Here is a 14676-nt window from a genome sequence, read left to right on the forward strand (position 1 = left end):
TTATTGATTCCTTTCTGGTTGGTCTGCTTTTTCTTTCACAAAGCTAACGAATTTCTGCGTGGCCGGGGACAGAAACCGGTCTTTTTTGATATGCAGTCCAACTTCCCATAACCAACCTTCCTCTTGGATTGGTATCCATTGTAGACCTTCCAGGTGCAATCCAGATGTTTTGGGCAGCACAGAAACGCCAAGTCCTGCCGCTACGAAACCGGCCACCGTTGGAAGGTCCTCCGCATCGTAGGTGGACGCGAGGGTGAAATTCATGTGATGGACACGGGTGAGAAGCGAATCTCTTAAAGAGCAGTTATGCTTCAAGCCAACGAACGGCTCCCCTGTAATTTCTTTTAAGCTGATGGATTCCCTGCCCGCAAAACGATGATCGGAAGAGACCACCAAATACAACGGCAGCGAAAGGATTGGTACCCATTCGTAGGTGTCGCTGACGGGTCTTTCCGAGGTAATCATTACATCGGAGAAGCCCTTCTCGACCTGCTCCAGAATCGCCCCCTTATCTCCCTGTGTCAACTCGAAGGTGATTTTCGGGTTAGCTTTCTGGTATTCACGTATCAATTGAGGAATTAAACCTACACCTAATATATTTAAATAAGAAAGATAGATGATCCCCGACTCAGGATTGGAACATTCTTCGATCTCCTGTTTTCCTCGCTCTACCTCTTGCAAAATCTTCTCAACTCGCTTCGCGAACATGGTTCCGTAACGGTTAATTTGCAGGTTTCTGCCCTTCCGCTCAAACAACGGTACGCCTAGCTCAGCTTCAAGCTTTGAAATGGAATGGCTAAGTGCAGGTTGTGTGACGGATAAAGCTTCCGCGGCTTTCGTCAGATGTTCGATCCTGGCAACTTCCAGGAAATATTCTAATTGAGTAAGCTCCATATCGCCTCTCCTTAATGCATAATAGTTATCATTCCTGCTGTTATCATACATACTGCTAATGATTGAAGCAAGGTTGAAGAATTTATATGAAAAATAATAATGTAATTTATAATTAATATGAATTAGACTTATGATTTAATTGGACTTAAGCTTATACCTGTGACCAAGACTCACATCATCAGAACTTAACACACAGGAGGATAATAATAATGAAACTGTCTTCATATGAGCATGAATTTCAAGGAAAACGCGCATTAGTAACAGGTGGAACAAAAGGAATGGGCTTAGCGATCGTGAATAGGCTTGCGGCAGCCGGTGCTACCGTGCTCACAACCGCCCGCCAAATTCCAACGGATAACGAGATTCCAAACGTCCACTTTGTTCAAGCTGACATTACGAAGCCGGAAGGTACCGCGGTCATTATTCAGGCTGTCTATGAGAAACTCGGCAGTATCGACATTTTGATTAATACGGTTGGCGGTGCCTCCACTCCTCCTGGCGGTGCTTTGGCATTGACGGAGGAAGACTGGATGGAAACTCTAAATGTGAACCTTCTTGGTTCCGTACGCTTGGACAGGGGCTTGCTGCCGCTAATGGTCGAGCAAGGCAAAGGTGCCATTATTCACGTAAGCTCCATTCAGCGAAAAATGCCGCTGTACGAAACAACTTTGGCTTACGCTGCATCCAAAGCGGCCCTTACCACTTACAGCAAGGGCCTATCCAAGGAATTTTCCCCGAGAGGGATTCGCGTAAATACGATAGCACCCGGCTTCATCCAAACAGAAGCGGCGGATCGTATGATTGACCGTATCGCTACTGCGGCTGGAAGCCGCGAAGCCGCTCTGGAAGAACTGATGAATTCCCTCGGAGGCATTCCGATTGGGCGTCCGGGCTTGCCGGAGGAAGTGGCTGAGCTTGCCGCCTTCCTGGTGTCTGACCGTGCAGCTTCCATTACAGGAAGCGAATATGTGATTGACGGCGGGACGTTATCAACCATTTGATTTTTATTAGATTAAATAAAAAGAGCTCTAAGGTCTTGAAATTCCTTAGAGCTCTTTGCAATCACTTTCCTAAGTCTGCAATCGCGCTTGCGAGTCTCTCTCTTGTCTCCGTAAATCGTTCCCTTGCGCCAACATCCAACGGATCTATCCATGAGAACCCATCATTCTCATATCTAGCCCAGATGTGCATGTGAAAGTGCCCTAAATCGCTAAACTTTCCCCCATTTTGCATCATGCTGATTCCATCCGGGTGGAATAACGTTTTTAATCCTTTCGATAAGTTAGCTGAGGCTTTCATCACAGATTGGGCAGTTTCCAAGTCCAAATCGTCAACGTCCGCATAATGTTTTTTAGGCAAAATAATGCTATGTCCCTCACTGCATGGGTCAATCACTAAGATGCACGTCACGTGTTCATCCTCGTATACAACATGAGTTGGCTCAAGACCATGTGCTAATCTACAGCCTAAACACTCTAAATCATGATTCATTGACACTCATTCCCTCCTGAAACTGCCTTAGGCCAAATTTTTCTTATAAAATTCTTCACTGCTTCCGTGCTATCCTGCCTTCCAATGGAAAAAGGCAACCAATCCACATGGAAAGGCTGCCTTCTAGCATAGTTTTATGGAATTCAACGATTATTTCAGTACTTTTAGCATAGCCCATATGATGCCAAGATGATTAACTAAATGCAGCACAGTTGAAACAATCAACTCTCCATAATTATCACCTTTCAAAAAATTTTCTTTCACAGGTTCTTCCAACTTATCCTTCAACAACTCATGAATCTGATTACGCTGTTCTTTCAACTGAGCGATTAATATGGCCCATGCTGGCGGTTCTTCTTGCCAATGGGATTGTCTTGAGCCGTAGGCAAATAGCTGCTGGTAATTGGCTGGAAGGACGAGTGGCTGCTCGGAAAGACCGAAAACATGAAATTCAGTAACCGTCAGTACATGTCCTAGGTGCCAATGTATACTGTTGACAAAACCTTCAGGAACAACCTTTCGTTTGTCTTCTGGGCAACTTTCAACCAATTCAATGAATTGTTCGAGATGTTTATCTAAAATATGGAAAATAAAATCGTTTCTCATTTGCTCAACTCTCCTAAGTTAGAATAATCATTCTCAAGAAATATACAACACCTTCTCCTATCTTGCATAATACATATTGCTGATATTGAATATCTCATATCCTGATATCAAAATATAAGTAGTTGTTAATTCTATTACTGGCATTCTTTTTGAGCAACTCATGATAGAATTAGGCAATATAACTTAGGTGTAAAAGGGGATGCAAGGAATGACAGCAGTCGCAGACTGGAGAAATGGCGCTAATGGCCAACCGTTTATCGCCTCTTTTAGCGGAGGAAAAGATAGTGTCCTTGCGCTTTATAAAGCAATGAAAGTAGGAAAAGCTCTTGGCCTGATCGTTATGCTGGAGGAGGAAGGAAAACGTTCCCGATCACACGGGACACCACCCGATCTTATACGGGCTCAAGCCGAATCCATTGGTTTGCCTGTCTACACGGCACCGGCAAGTTGGGCTGATTACGAAGAAGTGTTTATCCACCTTTTAGAAGATGCTAAAAAGCAAGGTGCGGAGGTGCTAGTCACGGGAGATCTTGAGTTGACGGCTCATGGTTGTTGGCAGGACAAAGTATCGAGCATTGCCGGATTAAAACTAGGTATGCCGCTATGGGAAATGGATCACCGTGAAACCGTTGAGGAATTCATTCGCTTAGGTTTTGTTTCAATTGTTGTTACCGTTAATTTAGCGTTAGGAATGCGGGAAGATGATCTTGGTCGAACGTTAACCCTAGCTTTTGTGGAGGAGCTTGTAACCCACGGGATTGATCCTTGTGGCGAGGGAGGCGAATTCCATACCACGGTCATTGATGGTCCCCTTTTCAAACATCGCATAAGCGTTCACAAAGGAGAAATTGTCACGCACGGCGAATATGCCTTTTTGCCTTTGACGCTAAACCAGGTCTAATAGCGACTACCCATGAATTTCCGTTTATATACAGTTTATAAATGCAAGTTATAATCCACAGTAATTCATTATGTAGGAGGAATTGCATTGGAACTGACATTCAGTGAGCGTAATTCTGAAGTTCTGGCAGTCGAGGCAAGCGGGCTCTCCAAAGCTTTTGGCCAAAATCGTGCGGTCGATGGCGTGAATTTGAGCGTACCGGCGGGTACCATCTATGGCGTGCTTGGTCCTAATGGCGCCGGCAAGACGACCACCATTAACATGCTGGCAACGTTACTTCGACCCGACGGAGGGTCGGCGAAAATTTTCGGCCATGATGTTGTGAAAGAGTCGCAGATTGTTCGTCAACTAATCGGCGTGACCGGCCAGTATGCATCGGTAGATGAGTCGCTTAGCGCGACAGAGAACCTGATGATCTTCTCCCGGCTTCTTGGTCTAAGCCGCGCAGAGGCCAGGAACAAAACAGGGGAGTTGCTTGAGGAATTTGGCTTGACCGAAGCCGCGAAACGGCCCTTGAAAAACTTCTCCGGCGGTATGCGCCGCCGACTGGATCTGGCGGCGAGCCTTATCGCGCAGCCCCCTCTTATTTTCCTCGATGAACCTACGACAGGTCTGGATCCACGCACACGTTCACAAATGTGGGACACGATCCGCCGGTTGGTGAACACAGGTTCTACCATCCTTTTAACCACACAGTACCTCGAAGAAGCCGATCAACTCGCCGACCGAGTAGCGGTTATCGATCGCGGGCGTGTAGTCGCTGAAGGAACTGTGGATGAATTGAAAGCCTCTGTAGGCACCTCATCTTTGCAATTAATCGTGAGCAATCTGCAAGATATCGAGGTTGCCTGCCGGATCATCGAGCAAGTGCTCAAGGTTCGCCCGACGGTCACGTCTGGAAAAATTACAGCACCCATGACCCACGCAGATCTTGTCACGGACCTGCTGATTGCCTTGCGAGAAGCAGGCATTCATTTGGCGGAGATGAGTGTGCAGAAGCCAACCCTTGATGAAGTATTTTTAACCATTACCGGTCAAGGCGTTGGGGATACTTCCCAGCTATCCGATGAGTCGCACAGCAGACAGGAGGTCCGCGTATGAAGAACACTGCGATTCTACCGCCTGCTGAGCGTAAATTGAAGAACCATACAAGCTTCAGCCAATCGGTGCGCAACTCGTTAACGATGGCTTATCGAGGACTTCTGAAAATTCGGCGCACGCCTGAACAATTGTTCGATGTCACCCTGCAGCCCATTATTTTCACGCTCATGTTCACTTACATCTTCGGCGGCGCCATATCGGGCGACGTAGTGAGCTATTTGCCCGTCATTATTCCTGGCATTCTCGTGCAGACCGTTATCACGACCTCCATTGTTACAGGTGTCCAACTGCGGGAAGATATGGATAAAGGCGTATTCGACCGATTCAAGTCACTGCCTATCGCGAGGATTGCACCTTTGGCGGGAGCACTCTTAGCTGATACGATTCGATATACTATTGCTACAGTTCTCACCTTCTCCATGGGTTTTATCATGGGCTATCGTCCTGAGGGTGGTTTGGGACATGTGGCGATCGCTGCGCTTCTTGTTATCTTCTGCTCTTGGGCGATCAGCTGGATCTTCGCCTTCTTCGGTGTGATTGCCCGAACAGCCTCAAGCGTTCAAGGGATATCGATGCTTGTACTCTTCCCTCTTACGTTTCTATCCAATGCCTTCGTACCTGTGGATACCATGCCAGGCTGGCTTCAATGGTTTGTTAAAATCAATCCGATCTCTCACCTCGTCTCCGCCGTAAGAGAACTTGCCAACGCGGGCACTGTCGGCTGGGATCTCGCCATCTCGCTTTTCGGAGCGATTGTCATTGTGGCCATCTTTGCACCTATCACAGTAATTGCCTATATGCGCAGAACTTAAAAGATAATACAGCAAGGCTGCCACTCAGCTACGTGGCAGCCTTATTCATCGTTAGAAAGTTGCAGGGGACATAAAATAGGAATACCATAAGTTCGTCATCAAGACATCGAGAAGCACAAAATAAAACAATTCCAAACCAATATTACGATCATCCAGCCCTTTTCTCCATAGCCGCGTACTTCCATAAGCAAGTAAAGCCATAATCATCAGCATAAATAAGTAACTCAAGATTGGTTGGAAGACTTCAGGCATCACTTGGAGCGCCTCAGCTTTGCGGTAATCTCGTATAAATAGTGCCTTAACTCCAACGTACATGCCAAGTGATATGAAAAAATGCAACCGCGGGCGGGAATCGTATTGATGCTGCCAAAAAGCGCTGAGCACCAGCAGATAGATACCTGGCAAGAAGATCCACTTCAGGCTTAGAAACCAGGTGACGAGGCTGATCCCCCATAGCAGCGGTACATTCTCGGCAGCTGTTCGCAGGTCATCTGCTGTAAGCCGGTTCATCCTCTCCCGGTAAGGCTGTTGATCTGTCGCATAGTAGACACGGTAAGACGCTTCGTTCACTGAATCAAGCCAAACAGCTAAGCGAGTATCCGAACTTTGCACAAGCTTAGGATATTGAGCAAATCCGCCATTTTGACTGATTTTTGTTGATGATTCCAGCTGAGTTTCATGAAAACTTAATTGATACACCTCTTGGCTGCTCAAGCGTCGATTTTTTTCATAAACGGATGAAACGATAAGTGTGGCTTCGCCAGTATCTGTTTCAGCGAAGATAGGTTGTAAGATTGTATCTGAGTCACTGGTCTCCGAGCCTGGAAGATCTATTCGCTCATCTTGTACATCAGCAGGTTGATCCCAAGGAAATGTGAGCATCTGTAAACTACTCTTCCCTGATTTAGCTGAGCTGATCGTATAGGCGACCCTGAGTAAAGAGTTGTCTGCATACAACGTATAATCCTCTAAATACCTATTAACCAACTCCAGATCCTTGAGCTTCTCCATGACGACCGTTTTCCCGGATTTGGTATCCAGTTTGGCAACGTGCAGGGCAGTATTCCCTTCCCTACTAGTCGCATAAACAGCGGACAGCAAGCCGTTTTTATCCATAAAACCTTGTACCTGTTTAATTCCACTAGCGTTCAGCTTTATCCAATTTGGTGCTTCCTCTCCAGACGATATGCCCACAATGAGTGCCTCATCGTTATACGTGAGAAGTATAGTTTTGTCCGTTCCCGCCTGTAGGGCCTGAAAGCCATTTATTTCGGTTTCAGTCAGCAATTTTCTCGGGGACCAATTCCCATTGTCCCATTCACTCGCATACAACTTGTTGCTTGCACCGATCCAAACGGCTTTTGCCTCACCAATAAGGCGATAGGACTGGAAAATCTCCGCGTCCGGCACAGGTCGCACTACTGAGCTGCTCCGGCCTTCATTGTCAATCTTCACATAGATCAGTTCATTTCCTGAACGATAGGCAAAAGATTGGTTCCCGGTCATTTGAACAGGACCTGCCTGGGAAGCGAGCTCAGGCAATAAAGTCGCCCGTCCATAAGGCTCTGCGAACGGCATCACCTGTTCTCTGGCCAACATCACCGTATGTATGATTCCGATCAAGAGCATGGCCGCCAGAAATGGCACGACAGTAAATAACTTCCATAAGGTACGGTTTCTCAATCCAAGGCTCCTCATCTTTGTGTTTGTCTAACAGCTTATTAGACGTAAGTACCTTTCCGATTGTTGCGCAAATAAAAGAAGCCGCAATTATACGGCTTCCTTCTTACACACGACTATGCGATTTATTCGTTGTTTTCCATCCATTGAAAATGGAAGCTGCCTTTTTTATCTACACGCTCAAATGTATGGGCTCCAAAATAATCCCTTTGTGCTTGCAATAAGTTAGCAGGCAGTCTTTCTGTGCGGTAACTATCGTAGTAGGCTAACGCGGAAGCAAACGCAGGAACCGGAATCCCTCTTGTCACAGCTACCGAAACAACTTTTCTCCAAGCATCTTGATAATTGTCTACGATTTTGCCGAAGTACTCGTCGAGGAACAAGTTTTTCAATGCAGGGTCACGATCATAAGCATCCTTGATATTTTGTAAAAATCTTGCGCGGATAATACAGCCGCCGCGGAAGATCATCGCAATGTTTCCGTAGTTCAAGTCCCAACCGTACGCGTCAGAAGCGGCTCTCATTTGGGCAAAACCTTGCGCATAGGAAGCGATTTTGCTTGTGTAGAGTGCTTTGCGAACAGCTTCAATGAATTCTTTCGGGTCACCGTCATAGCTTGACGCCGCGGGACCATTCAGACGTTTACTTGCAGCAACACGCTCTTCTTTCATGGCTGAGATAAAACGGGCGAACACAGATTCAGTAATAATGGACAATGGCACTCCCAAATCCAATGAGCTTTGGCTTGTCCATTTTCCTGTTCCTTTTTGTCCAGCGGAATCAAGGATCACATCCACCATCGGTTTGCCCGTTTCCGGATCTTTTTTCGCAAAAATATCGGCTGTGATTTCGATCAGATAGCTATCAAGCTCGCCATTGTTCCATTCCGTGAAAATGTCATGTAATTCGCTTGTACTTAAATTGAGTACATCCTTTAATAAGTGATACGCTTCCCCAATAAGCTGCATATCACCGTATTCAATGCCGTTGTGAACCATTTTAACATAATGCCCTGCGCCGTCTGCTCCAATATAGGTGGAACATGGATCACCGTTCACTTTGGCCGAAATAGCCGTTAAGATTGGCTCAACCAATTCGTACGCGTCTCTTTGTCCCCCTGGCATGATCGCAGGTCCATTCAGAGCCCCTTCTTCACCGCCCGAAACACCCGCACCGATAAAACGGAATCCCTTGGCTTGAAGTTCTTTATTTCTCCGCTGCGTATCAGGGAAATAAGCGTTACCGCCATCGATGAGGATATCTCCTGGGCTTAAGTAAGGGATAAGTGAATTGATCGTATCGTCCGTAGGTTGGCCTGCTTTAACCATAATTAAGATTTTACGCGGCGACTCAAGGGATTGTACGAATTCTTCAGCGCTGTAAGTACCTACAAAGTTCTTTCCTGGCGCTTCCTCCAAAAGTTCATTCGTTTTCTCTGGTGAACGGTTATATAAAGCAACGGAGAAACCTTTGCTTTCGATATTCAATGCCAAGTTTTTCCCCATAACGGCCAATCCAACTACGCCAATTTGCTGTTTGCTCATCGTAATTTCCTCCTCTTATTTTTGCTCAGTTGCAGCAATACGTTTTTGTAGTTCGGCTTTTTGCGCTTCAAAACCAGGTTTGCCTAGTAGAGCGAACATATTGACTTTGTATGCTTCTACGCCAGGTTGATCAAACGGGTTTACACCAAGCAGCAAGCCGCTGATGCCGCATGCTTTCTCAAAAAAGTACACCATTTCGCCATACGTATACTCATTCAGTGCATCCAATTCAACGATCAGATTCGGAACGCCTCCGTCAACATGGGCAAGTCGCGTGCCTTCCGCCGCCTTCTTGTTCACTTCGTCCATCGTCATGCCTGCAATAAAGTTCAAACCATCCAAATTGGCGGAGTCCTTTTCAATTGTCAACTCGATTTTCGGCTGCTTCACAGAAAGCACCGTTTCGATCAGATCGCGACGACCTTCTTGGACATATTGACCCATGGAGTGCAAATCAGTCGTGAAATCCACAGACGCCGGATATAGACCCTTCTGGTCCTTGCCTTCGCTCTCGCCGAACAACTGCTTCCACCATTCGGAAACATAATGTAAGGACGGCTCAAAATTCGCCAACAGCTCAATGCTTTTCCCTTTACGATAAAGGGCGTTTCGAACCGCTGCATACTGATAGCTTTCATTGGTAGCCAGGTCAGCATTATTGTATTTCTGTGCAGCCGCCGCGGCTCCAGCCATCATTTGATCAATGTCGAGCCCCGCCGCAGCAATCGGCAGAAGTCCTACCGCAGTAAGTACGGAATAGCGGCCGCCTACATCGTCGGGAATGACAAAGGTTTCATAGCCCTCTTCATCAGCCAGCTTTTTCAAAGCACCTTTAGAAGAGTCTGTTGTTGCATAGATGCGTTTTTTCGCTTCTTCCTTCCCATACTTTTTCTCCATATAATCTCGCAGGATACGGAATGCGATAGCCGGTTCCGTTGTTGTTCCCGATTTGGAGATGACGTTCAAGGAAACATCTTTATCTTTCAGCAGTTCCAATAAGTGCGTGATATACGTGGAGCTGATATTTTGACCGGCAAAATAAACTTGTGTATGTCCATCCATTTGATTATGAAAAGTGTGAGACAACGCTTCGATCGCGGATCTTGCGCCTAAGTAGGAACCGCCAATACCAATGACGATCAAGGCATCGGAATTGGCACGAATGCGCTGTGCAGCCTCTTTGATTCTTGCAAACTCTTCTTTATCATATTGAAGCGGCAGATTCACCCAGCCGAGATAATCGGAGCCCGGACCTTTCTTCTCATGAAGCATGTCATGCGCCACTTTTACAAACTCACTGAAGTAATCAACTTCGTGCTGCTGAACAAACGGTAATGCGCTGGAATAATTAAATGAAATAGCCATGTGGAACCTCTCCTTTTAGACCTGCATGCAGGGAATAAATCGTCAATTAGTTTGTATGATGGGCAAAATATTTTTCTTCACTTGGTTTATTTACTTGCTCATTCTTGGAGTCAAACCACCAATGATGGCCATTCGCCGCCAATAAGGCATCGGATTCAGCGGGACCATTCGTGCCCGCGGCATAAAGATGAAGCGGTACTAAATTTTCTTGGAAAGCATCCAGGATCGGTTGAACCCATGCCCAAGCCAATTCGACTTCGTCCCAATGCGCAAAGAACGTAGGATCTCCTTGCAAAGCATCATAGATCAAGTTTTCATAAGCTTCGGGAACATCCTCCTGACTTTCGTGAAAGTCGATTTGGATAGGTTTGTATTTCCCGTTCTTGGAAGGATCTTTCGAATTTAATTGCAGCGTGATACTTTCATTTGGACTAATTTCAAATACCAAAAGATTGGGCACTTGGCTTTCGTCATGATGTTGGGTCAGATTCGTATTCGGCTCTTTAAATTCGATGACGATCCGTGTTGATTTCTCATGCATTCTTTTTCCTGTCCGGATATAAATCGGAACGCCCCGCCAGAAGAAATCGTCGATCTGCAATTTAGCGGCAATAAATGTATCGTTCATGGATGTGCTCGCAATCCCCGGCTCCGAGGTATAACCTACGACTTGCTTACCTCCAATCGAACCTTCTTTGTATTGCCCGCGGATCACACTCGCACCAACATCCTGTTTAAGCAGCGGTTCGAGGTTTTCCATCACTTTTTTCTTCTTAAACCGAACCAACTCGGAGTTGCTGACATTAGGCAGGTGCATGGTAAGCATCATTAGCAATTGCAGCATATGGTTTTGGAACATGTCTCTTACCGCGCCAACATGATCGTAATAGCCTGCTCTCTCTTCAACACCAACAGTTTCGTTTGCCGTAATCTGAACGTTGGCAATGTAATTATTAGCCCATATCGCGTGAAGGACTGGATTGGACTGCTGGATAACCTCAAGTTTTTGCACCATGGGTTTGCCAAGATAATGATCAATACGAAAAATTTCATTTTCGGCAAAAGCTTTGCTTAACTGCTGATTTAAATCCCGAGCGGATTGTAAATCATGGCCAAATGGTTTCTCAATTACCAGGCGTTTCCAACCATCTGCGGAACCTAGACCACTTTCTTTGATATTCGCAGCAATCTTTTCAAAATATTCAGGTCCTACAGATAAGTAAAACATGCGATTCGGTAAGATACGGAGTTCTTCTTCCCGTTGTTCAATGAGCTGCAGCAGCTTCTGATAATCTTCTTTACGATCTATGTCAAGTACACTGTAACGAAATGTGCGTAAGAAGTTTTTCAATAAGTCAGGATTGTTTGCTTTACGCCTGGAGAAAGTATGGATAGATTGTTCGACATTCGCCTGGAAGGCTTCATCTGAAAGCTCTCTTCTTCCCAGACCAATTAAAGAGAAGGATTCCGGTAGTTTATTATCGACAAACAAATTAAATAGTGCGGGGTAAATCTTTCTTTTGGCTAAATCCCCTGTCGCTCCAAATAAGACAAATGTAGTAGGTTCCATTTTCTTCTCTTCTCCTTCCAACAGAACTCCCTCAATCAGTTAGCAGCTCTGGTTTCTTTTTCGTAACTCCACTATAATATAATTACCACCTATAAAAGAAATCATTATATTTCAGAGGAGATATAGACCTCATCTATGATAAATAATTACGAATTGTACAAAGTTTTTTATTGGGCAGCGAAAACAGGCAGTTTAACACAGGCTGCCAAAGCCCTGTATATAACCCAGCCAAGCGTTAGCCACGCCATCAAGCAGCTGGAGGACAGCTTTGGTCTCTCTTTGTTTTACAGGAATTCCAAAGGTGTTGCTTTAACGCAAGAAGGTGCGATTCTATATTCCTACATCGAGCAGTCTCAGAACTTCATATCGAGAGCTGAGGAGAAGATGGCGGCGCTCAAAAATCTGGACAGCGGCGAACTGCGGATCGGCGGAAGCGACTCTCTTTTCAAACATTACTTACTCCCGTATTTGGAAGAATTCCACCAAAATCACCCAGGGATCAAGCTGCATTTGAATCATGGAACTACACCGGAAATTATCTCTTTTCTTAAAGAAGGCAGGATTGATTTGGGCGTTGTTCGTATGCCGATTGTCGATGCCCAACTTGAAGTACGGGAAAGCATTCAGCTTAAAGATTGCTTTGTGGCGGGGCCGCGTTACGAACAATTGAAGGGCGAGACATTATCCCTGGAAATGCTGCTGCAATATCCCGTCATTCTATTCTCGCGCAACAGCCGGGCACGAATGGCCATTACGGAATTATTCCAAAGCTACGGGTATAAGCTTAAGCCTGAAATTGAGGTCGGCAGCGTAGAGCTTCTCATCGAGTTTGCACGGAAAGGACTAGGGATCTCCTACGTGACGAAGGAATTTATTTCGAAAGAGCTGGAAGAAGGCTCCCTCTTCGAAATTCAATTGGATGTCAAGCTGCCGCCTACTCATGTAGGGATTATGACGATGCGCAACATGCCTCTATCTATTTCAGCAAGAAGGTTCATAGAGTTGGTTCAATAGAGTTCAAACAAAAAAGAGGCTCTCCCTCCGTCATGAAATGACTTTGGGACTGCCTCTTTTTTTGCTGTAATTTATTAACTAGATGGGATGATACGAAAGCTTTTATCCAAATTAACAAGCATCATAAAATTGCGATTGAACGTGAATATCCGTTTCACTTGATAATAGGACATGGTCACAGCAGTGAATGCTTCACTTAGCGAGAACCGCAGTTCGGGTCTGTCCAGTAATAATCTGCGCGATTCCATTTCGAATTCAGGGCTGCTGGAGATCAGTGTCAACTTGCCTTTGCTCACGGCTTTATCGATTGCACTCAGAAAATATTCGGCCCGCTGGTAGCTGTACGCATTGCGCAGCCATTCGTGAAGATCAAATATAATCGAGTTCGTCGTCACGTAATTACGTTCCAGATCATGAAAATCCAGAAACAAAGAACGAGCTTTTGCATAACTGGGATCCTCAGGGTTCATGAACGCGGCTAAAGCTGTACCATCCAGGAAAATGGCATCCTGTATATTCATGTGGTTATCCATATGTCGTCAGCACTCCTAATCCTCTAATTTGCAAATGCCATCCAAATACAATAGCGGGTTATCTTCCTTTTGATCCACCGAGATGTGGGTTATTTCATAAGGGGAGCTTTCCAGGTATTGGGCAATGATGTTGTTGACGATTTCCTGTACAGTCGTATGCTGCATATTAGCGATTACTCTCAGTTGATCATATGTGTCAGGACTCAATTCTAATGTGTCTTCATCTTGCTCGTCACTTCTTGAAGTAATGAATTCGGAAGCGGTAGATTTCGCTTTTTCGAGTTGATTTTGAATGAAGCGTTTGTAAGTATTCGCCATCTTGATTCACTCCTTAATTATGCATAGCTTTTAAACGATTCGTCGTATTTTGTCGATTTCAGGGGGTGGTGTCGAAACTAAAAAGATAAATTTTCCATCATCCCGTGTAAAATCGTGCGAAGCGCGCATAATAACAAAAAGACATGCAGGGAGATCTTCTATGACACCAGAGCAACAGCATGTATACGAGGAATTATTAAATAAAGAGAAGTCGCTGTCCCACTCCTGGATCGATTATTGGGTCCAATATTCCAACGCCCAGACATGGGAATTTTGGGTCAATATGGCTATGTTCGTTTTTCCCTTAGTCATACTCTGGTTCGTTCTCGATCGTAAGAAAGCGTTGCAAATCGGATTCTATGGCTTCAGCGTACATGTCATGGCTACCTATGTTCATCTGTATGGTGAACGAAATTATATTTGGGGATTTCCCTATAAAATCATGCCTTACTTGCCAACAAGTATCACGATGGATGCTGCTTTTAATCCGGTTGTGCTGATGCTGCTCTATCAGTGGACCCTGAATCATAAAAAAAATTACTATTTATTTGGCGCACTGATGTGTGCCGCCTTCGCTTTTGTCTTAAAACCATTGTTATCCACCGTGGATTTATTTCATCTGTACGGCAAAATGAATTACTTTTATTTATTTCTGCTTTACTTCCTGGTTACGGTCCTTGCCAAGCTGATAACGGATTTGTTTCTTTATTTTCAAAGAAATCCTAGGAATGCCTAGTAAAAGAAAGGCTCTATCCCCTTGAGCAGTCGAGGGTTTAGAGTCTTTTTTTCGCAGCTCGTATACAGCACTTTTTTCTAATAGAGAAGAATAAAACCGCCTTTTTTCCAG

The 14676-nt window shown here is 45.2% G+C and carries 15 protein-coding genes; 6 read left to right on the top strand and 9 right to left on the bottom strand.

The window, feature by feature from the left end; all coding sequences use genetic code 11:
- The gene (locus AC3WTJ_RS18935; protein WP_492523131.1) at positions 1 to 894 is read right to left on the bottom strand and encodes a LysR family transcriptional regulator; all 894 of its coding nucleotides are present in this window, start codon (positions 892 to 894) and stop codon (positions 1 to 3) included.
- A gap of 209 nt (positions 895 to 1103) precedes the next feature.
- On the opposite strand from AC3WTJ_RS18935, the gene AC3WTJ_RS18940 reads away from it, so the two are divergent.
- Positions 1104 to 1895 carry an SDR family oxidoreductase gene (locus AC3WTJ_RS18940; protein ID WP_492523132.1) on the top strand — a complete coding sequence of 264 codons (792 nt, stop codon included), beginning with the start codon at positions 1104 to 1106 and terminating at the stop codon, positions 1893 to 1895.
- Positions 1896 to 1956: 61 nt separating this feature from the next.
- Here the strand turns inward: AC3WTJ_RS18940 and AC3WTJ_RS18945 are convergent, their stop codons facing one another.
- Complete coding sequence (locus AC3WTJ_RS18945; protein WP_492523133.1) at positions 1957 to 2385, bottom strand: HIT family protein; 429 nt, start codon at positions 2383 to 2385, stop codon at positions 1957 to 1959.
- 150 nt (positions 2386 to 2535) lie between these two features.
- On the bottom strand, positions 2536 to 2991 hold the full coding sequence (locus AC3WTJ_RS18950) for a DinB family protein (protein WP_492523134.1): 456 nt from the start codon (positions 2989 to 2991) through the stop codon (positions 2536 to 2538).
- 208 nt (positions 2992 to 3199) lie between these two features.
- Here AC3WTJ_RS18950 and AC3WTJ_RS18955 point away from each other — a divergent pair, with 208 nt between their 5' ends.
- From AC3WTJ_RS18955 to AC3WTJ_RS18965, 3 genes are all read left to right on the top strand, one after another.
- The gene (locus AC3WTJ_RS18955; RefSeq protein ID WP_492523135.1) at positions 3200 to 3892 is read left to right on the top strand and encodes a Dph6-related ATP pyrophosphatase; all 693 of its coding nucleotides are present in this window, start codon (positions 3200 to 3202) and stop codon (positions 3890 to 3892) included.
- Between the two features lie 87 nt (positions 3893 to 3979).
- Positions 3980 to 4993: an ATP-binding cassette domain-containing protein gene (locus tag AC3WTJ_RS18960; RefSeq protein ID WP_492523136.1), complete on the top strand. Its 1014-nt coding sequence runs from the start codon at positions 3980 to 3982 to the stop codon at positions 4991 to 4993.
- Complete coding sequence (locus AC3WTJ_RS18965; protein ID WP_492523137.1) at positions 4990 to 5805, top strand: ABC transporter permease; 816 nt, start codon at positions 4990 to 4992, stop codon at positions 5803 to 5805. The genes AC3WTJ_RS18960 and AC3WTJ_RS18965 overlap by 4 nt, the downstream gene beginning before the upstream one ends.
- 51 nt (positions 5806 to 5856) lie before the next feature.
- Here AC3WTJ_RS18965 and AC3WTJ_RS18970 read toward each other — a convergent pair whose 3' ends face one another.
- The 4 genes from AC3WTJ_RS18970 to zwf form a co-directional block, all read right to left on the bottom strand.
- Positions 5857 to 7488 carry a hypothetical protein gene (locus AC3WTJ_RS18970; RefSeq protein WP_492523138.1) on the bottom strand — a complete coding sequence of 544 codons (1632 nt, stop codon included), beginning with the start codon at positions 7486 to 7488 and terminating at the stop codon, positions 5857 to 5859.
- 122 nt (positions 7489 to 7610) lie between these two features.
- Positions 7611 to 9029, bottom strand: a complete 1419-nt coding sequence (gene gnd, locus AC3WTJ_RS18975) for an NADP-dependent phosphogluconate dehydrogenase (protein ID WP_127457221.1) — start codon at positions 9027 to 9029, stop codon at positions 7611 to 7613.
- Between the two features lie 15 nt (positions 9030 to 9044).
- Positions 9045 to 10394, bottom strand: coding sequence for a glucose-6-phosphate isomerase (locus AC3WTJ_RS18980; protein ID WP_492523139.1), 1350 nt, complete (start codon positions 10392 to 10394; stop codon positions 9045 to 9047).
- A gap of 46 nt (positions 10395 to 10440) precedes the next feature.
- Positions 10441 to 11964 (bottom strand): glucose-6-phosphate dehydrogenase, encoded by a 1524-nt coding sequence (gene zwf / locus AC3WTJ_RS18985; RefSeq protein ID WP_492523140.1) that lies wholly within the window; start codon positions 11962 to 11964, stop codon positions 10441 to 10443.
- 135 nt (positions 11965 to 12099) lie between these two features.
- On the opposite strand from zwf, the gene AC3WTJ_RS18990 reads away from it, so the two are divergent.
- Positions 12100 to 12978 (top strand): LysR family transcriptional regulator, encoded by an 879-nt coding sequence (locus tag AC3WTJ_RS18990; RefSeq protein ID WP_492523141.1) that lies wholly within the window; start codon positions 12100 to 12102, stop codon positions 12976 to 12978.
- 74 nt (positions 12979 to 13052) lie between these two features.
- Here AC3WTJ_RS18990 and AC3WTJ_RS18995 read toward each other — a convergent pair whose 3' ends face one another.
- Together AC3WTJ_RS18995 and AC3WTJ_RS19000 are read right to left on the bottom strand one after the other, a co-directional pair.
- The gene (locus AC3WTJ_RS18995; protein ID WP_127457217.1) at positions 13053 to 13511 is read right to left on the bottom strand and encodes a hypothetical protein; all 459 of its coding nucleotides are present in this window, start codon (positions 13509 to 13511) and stop codon (positions 13053 to 13055) included.
- 15 nt (positions 13512 to 13526) lie between these two features.
- Positions 13527 to 13829, bottom strand: coding sequence for a hypothetical protein (locus tag AC3WTJ_RS19000; protein ID WP_407872790.1), 303 nt, complete (start codon positions 13827 to 13829; stop codon positions 13527 to 13529).
- 160 nt (positions 13830 to 13989) lie between these two features.
- Here AC3WTJ_RS19000 and AC3WTJ_RS19005 point away from each other — a divergent pair, with 160 nt between their 5' ends.
- Entirely contained in the window at positions 13990 to 14565 is a 576-nt protein-coding gene (locus AC3WTJ_RS19005) for a CBO0543 family protein (protein WP_492523142.1), read from the top strand.
- Positions 14566 to 14676: the final 111 nt, after the last annotated feature.

The organism is Paenibacillus sp. FW101-FHT12H11 (assembly GCF_058790355.1).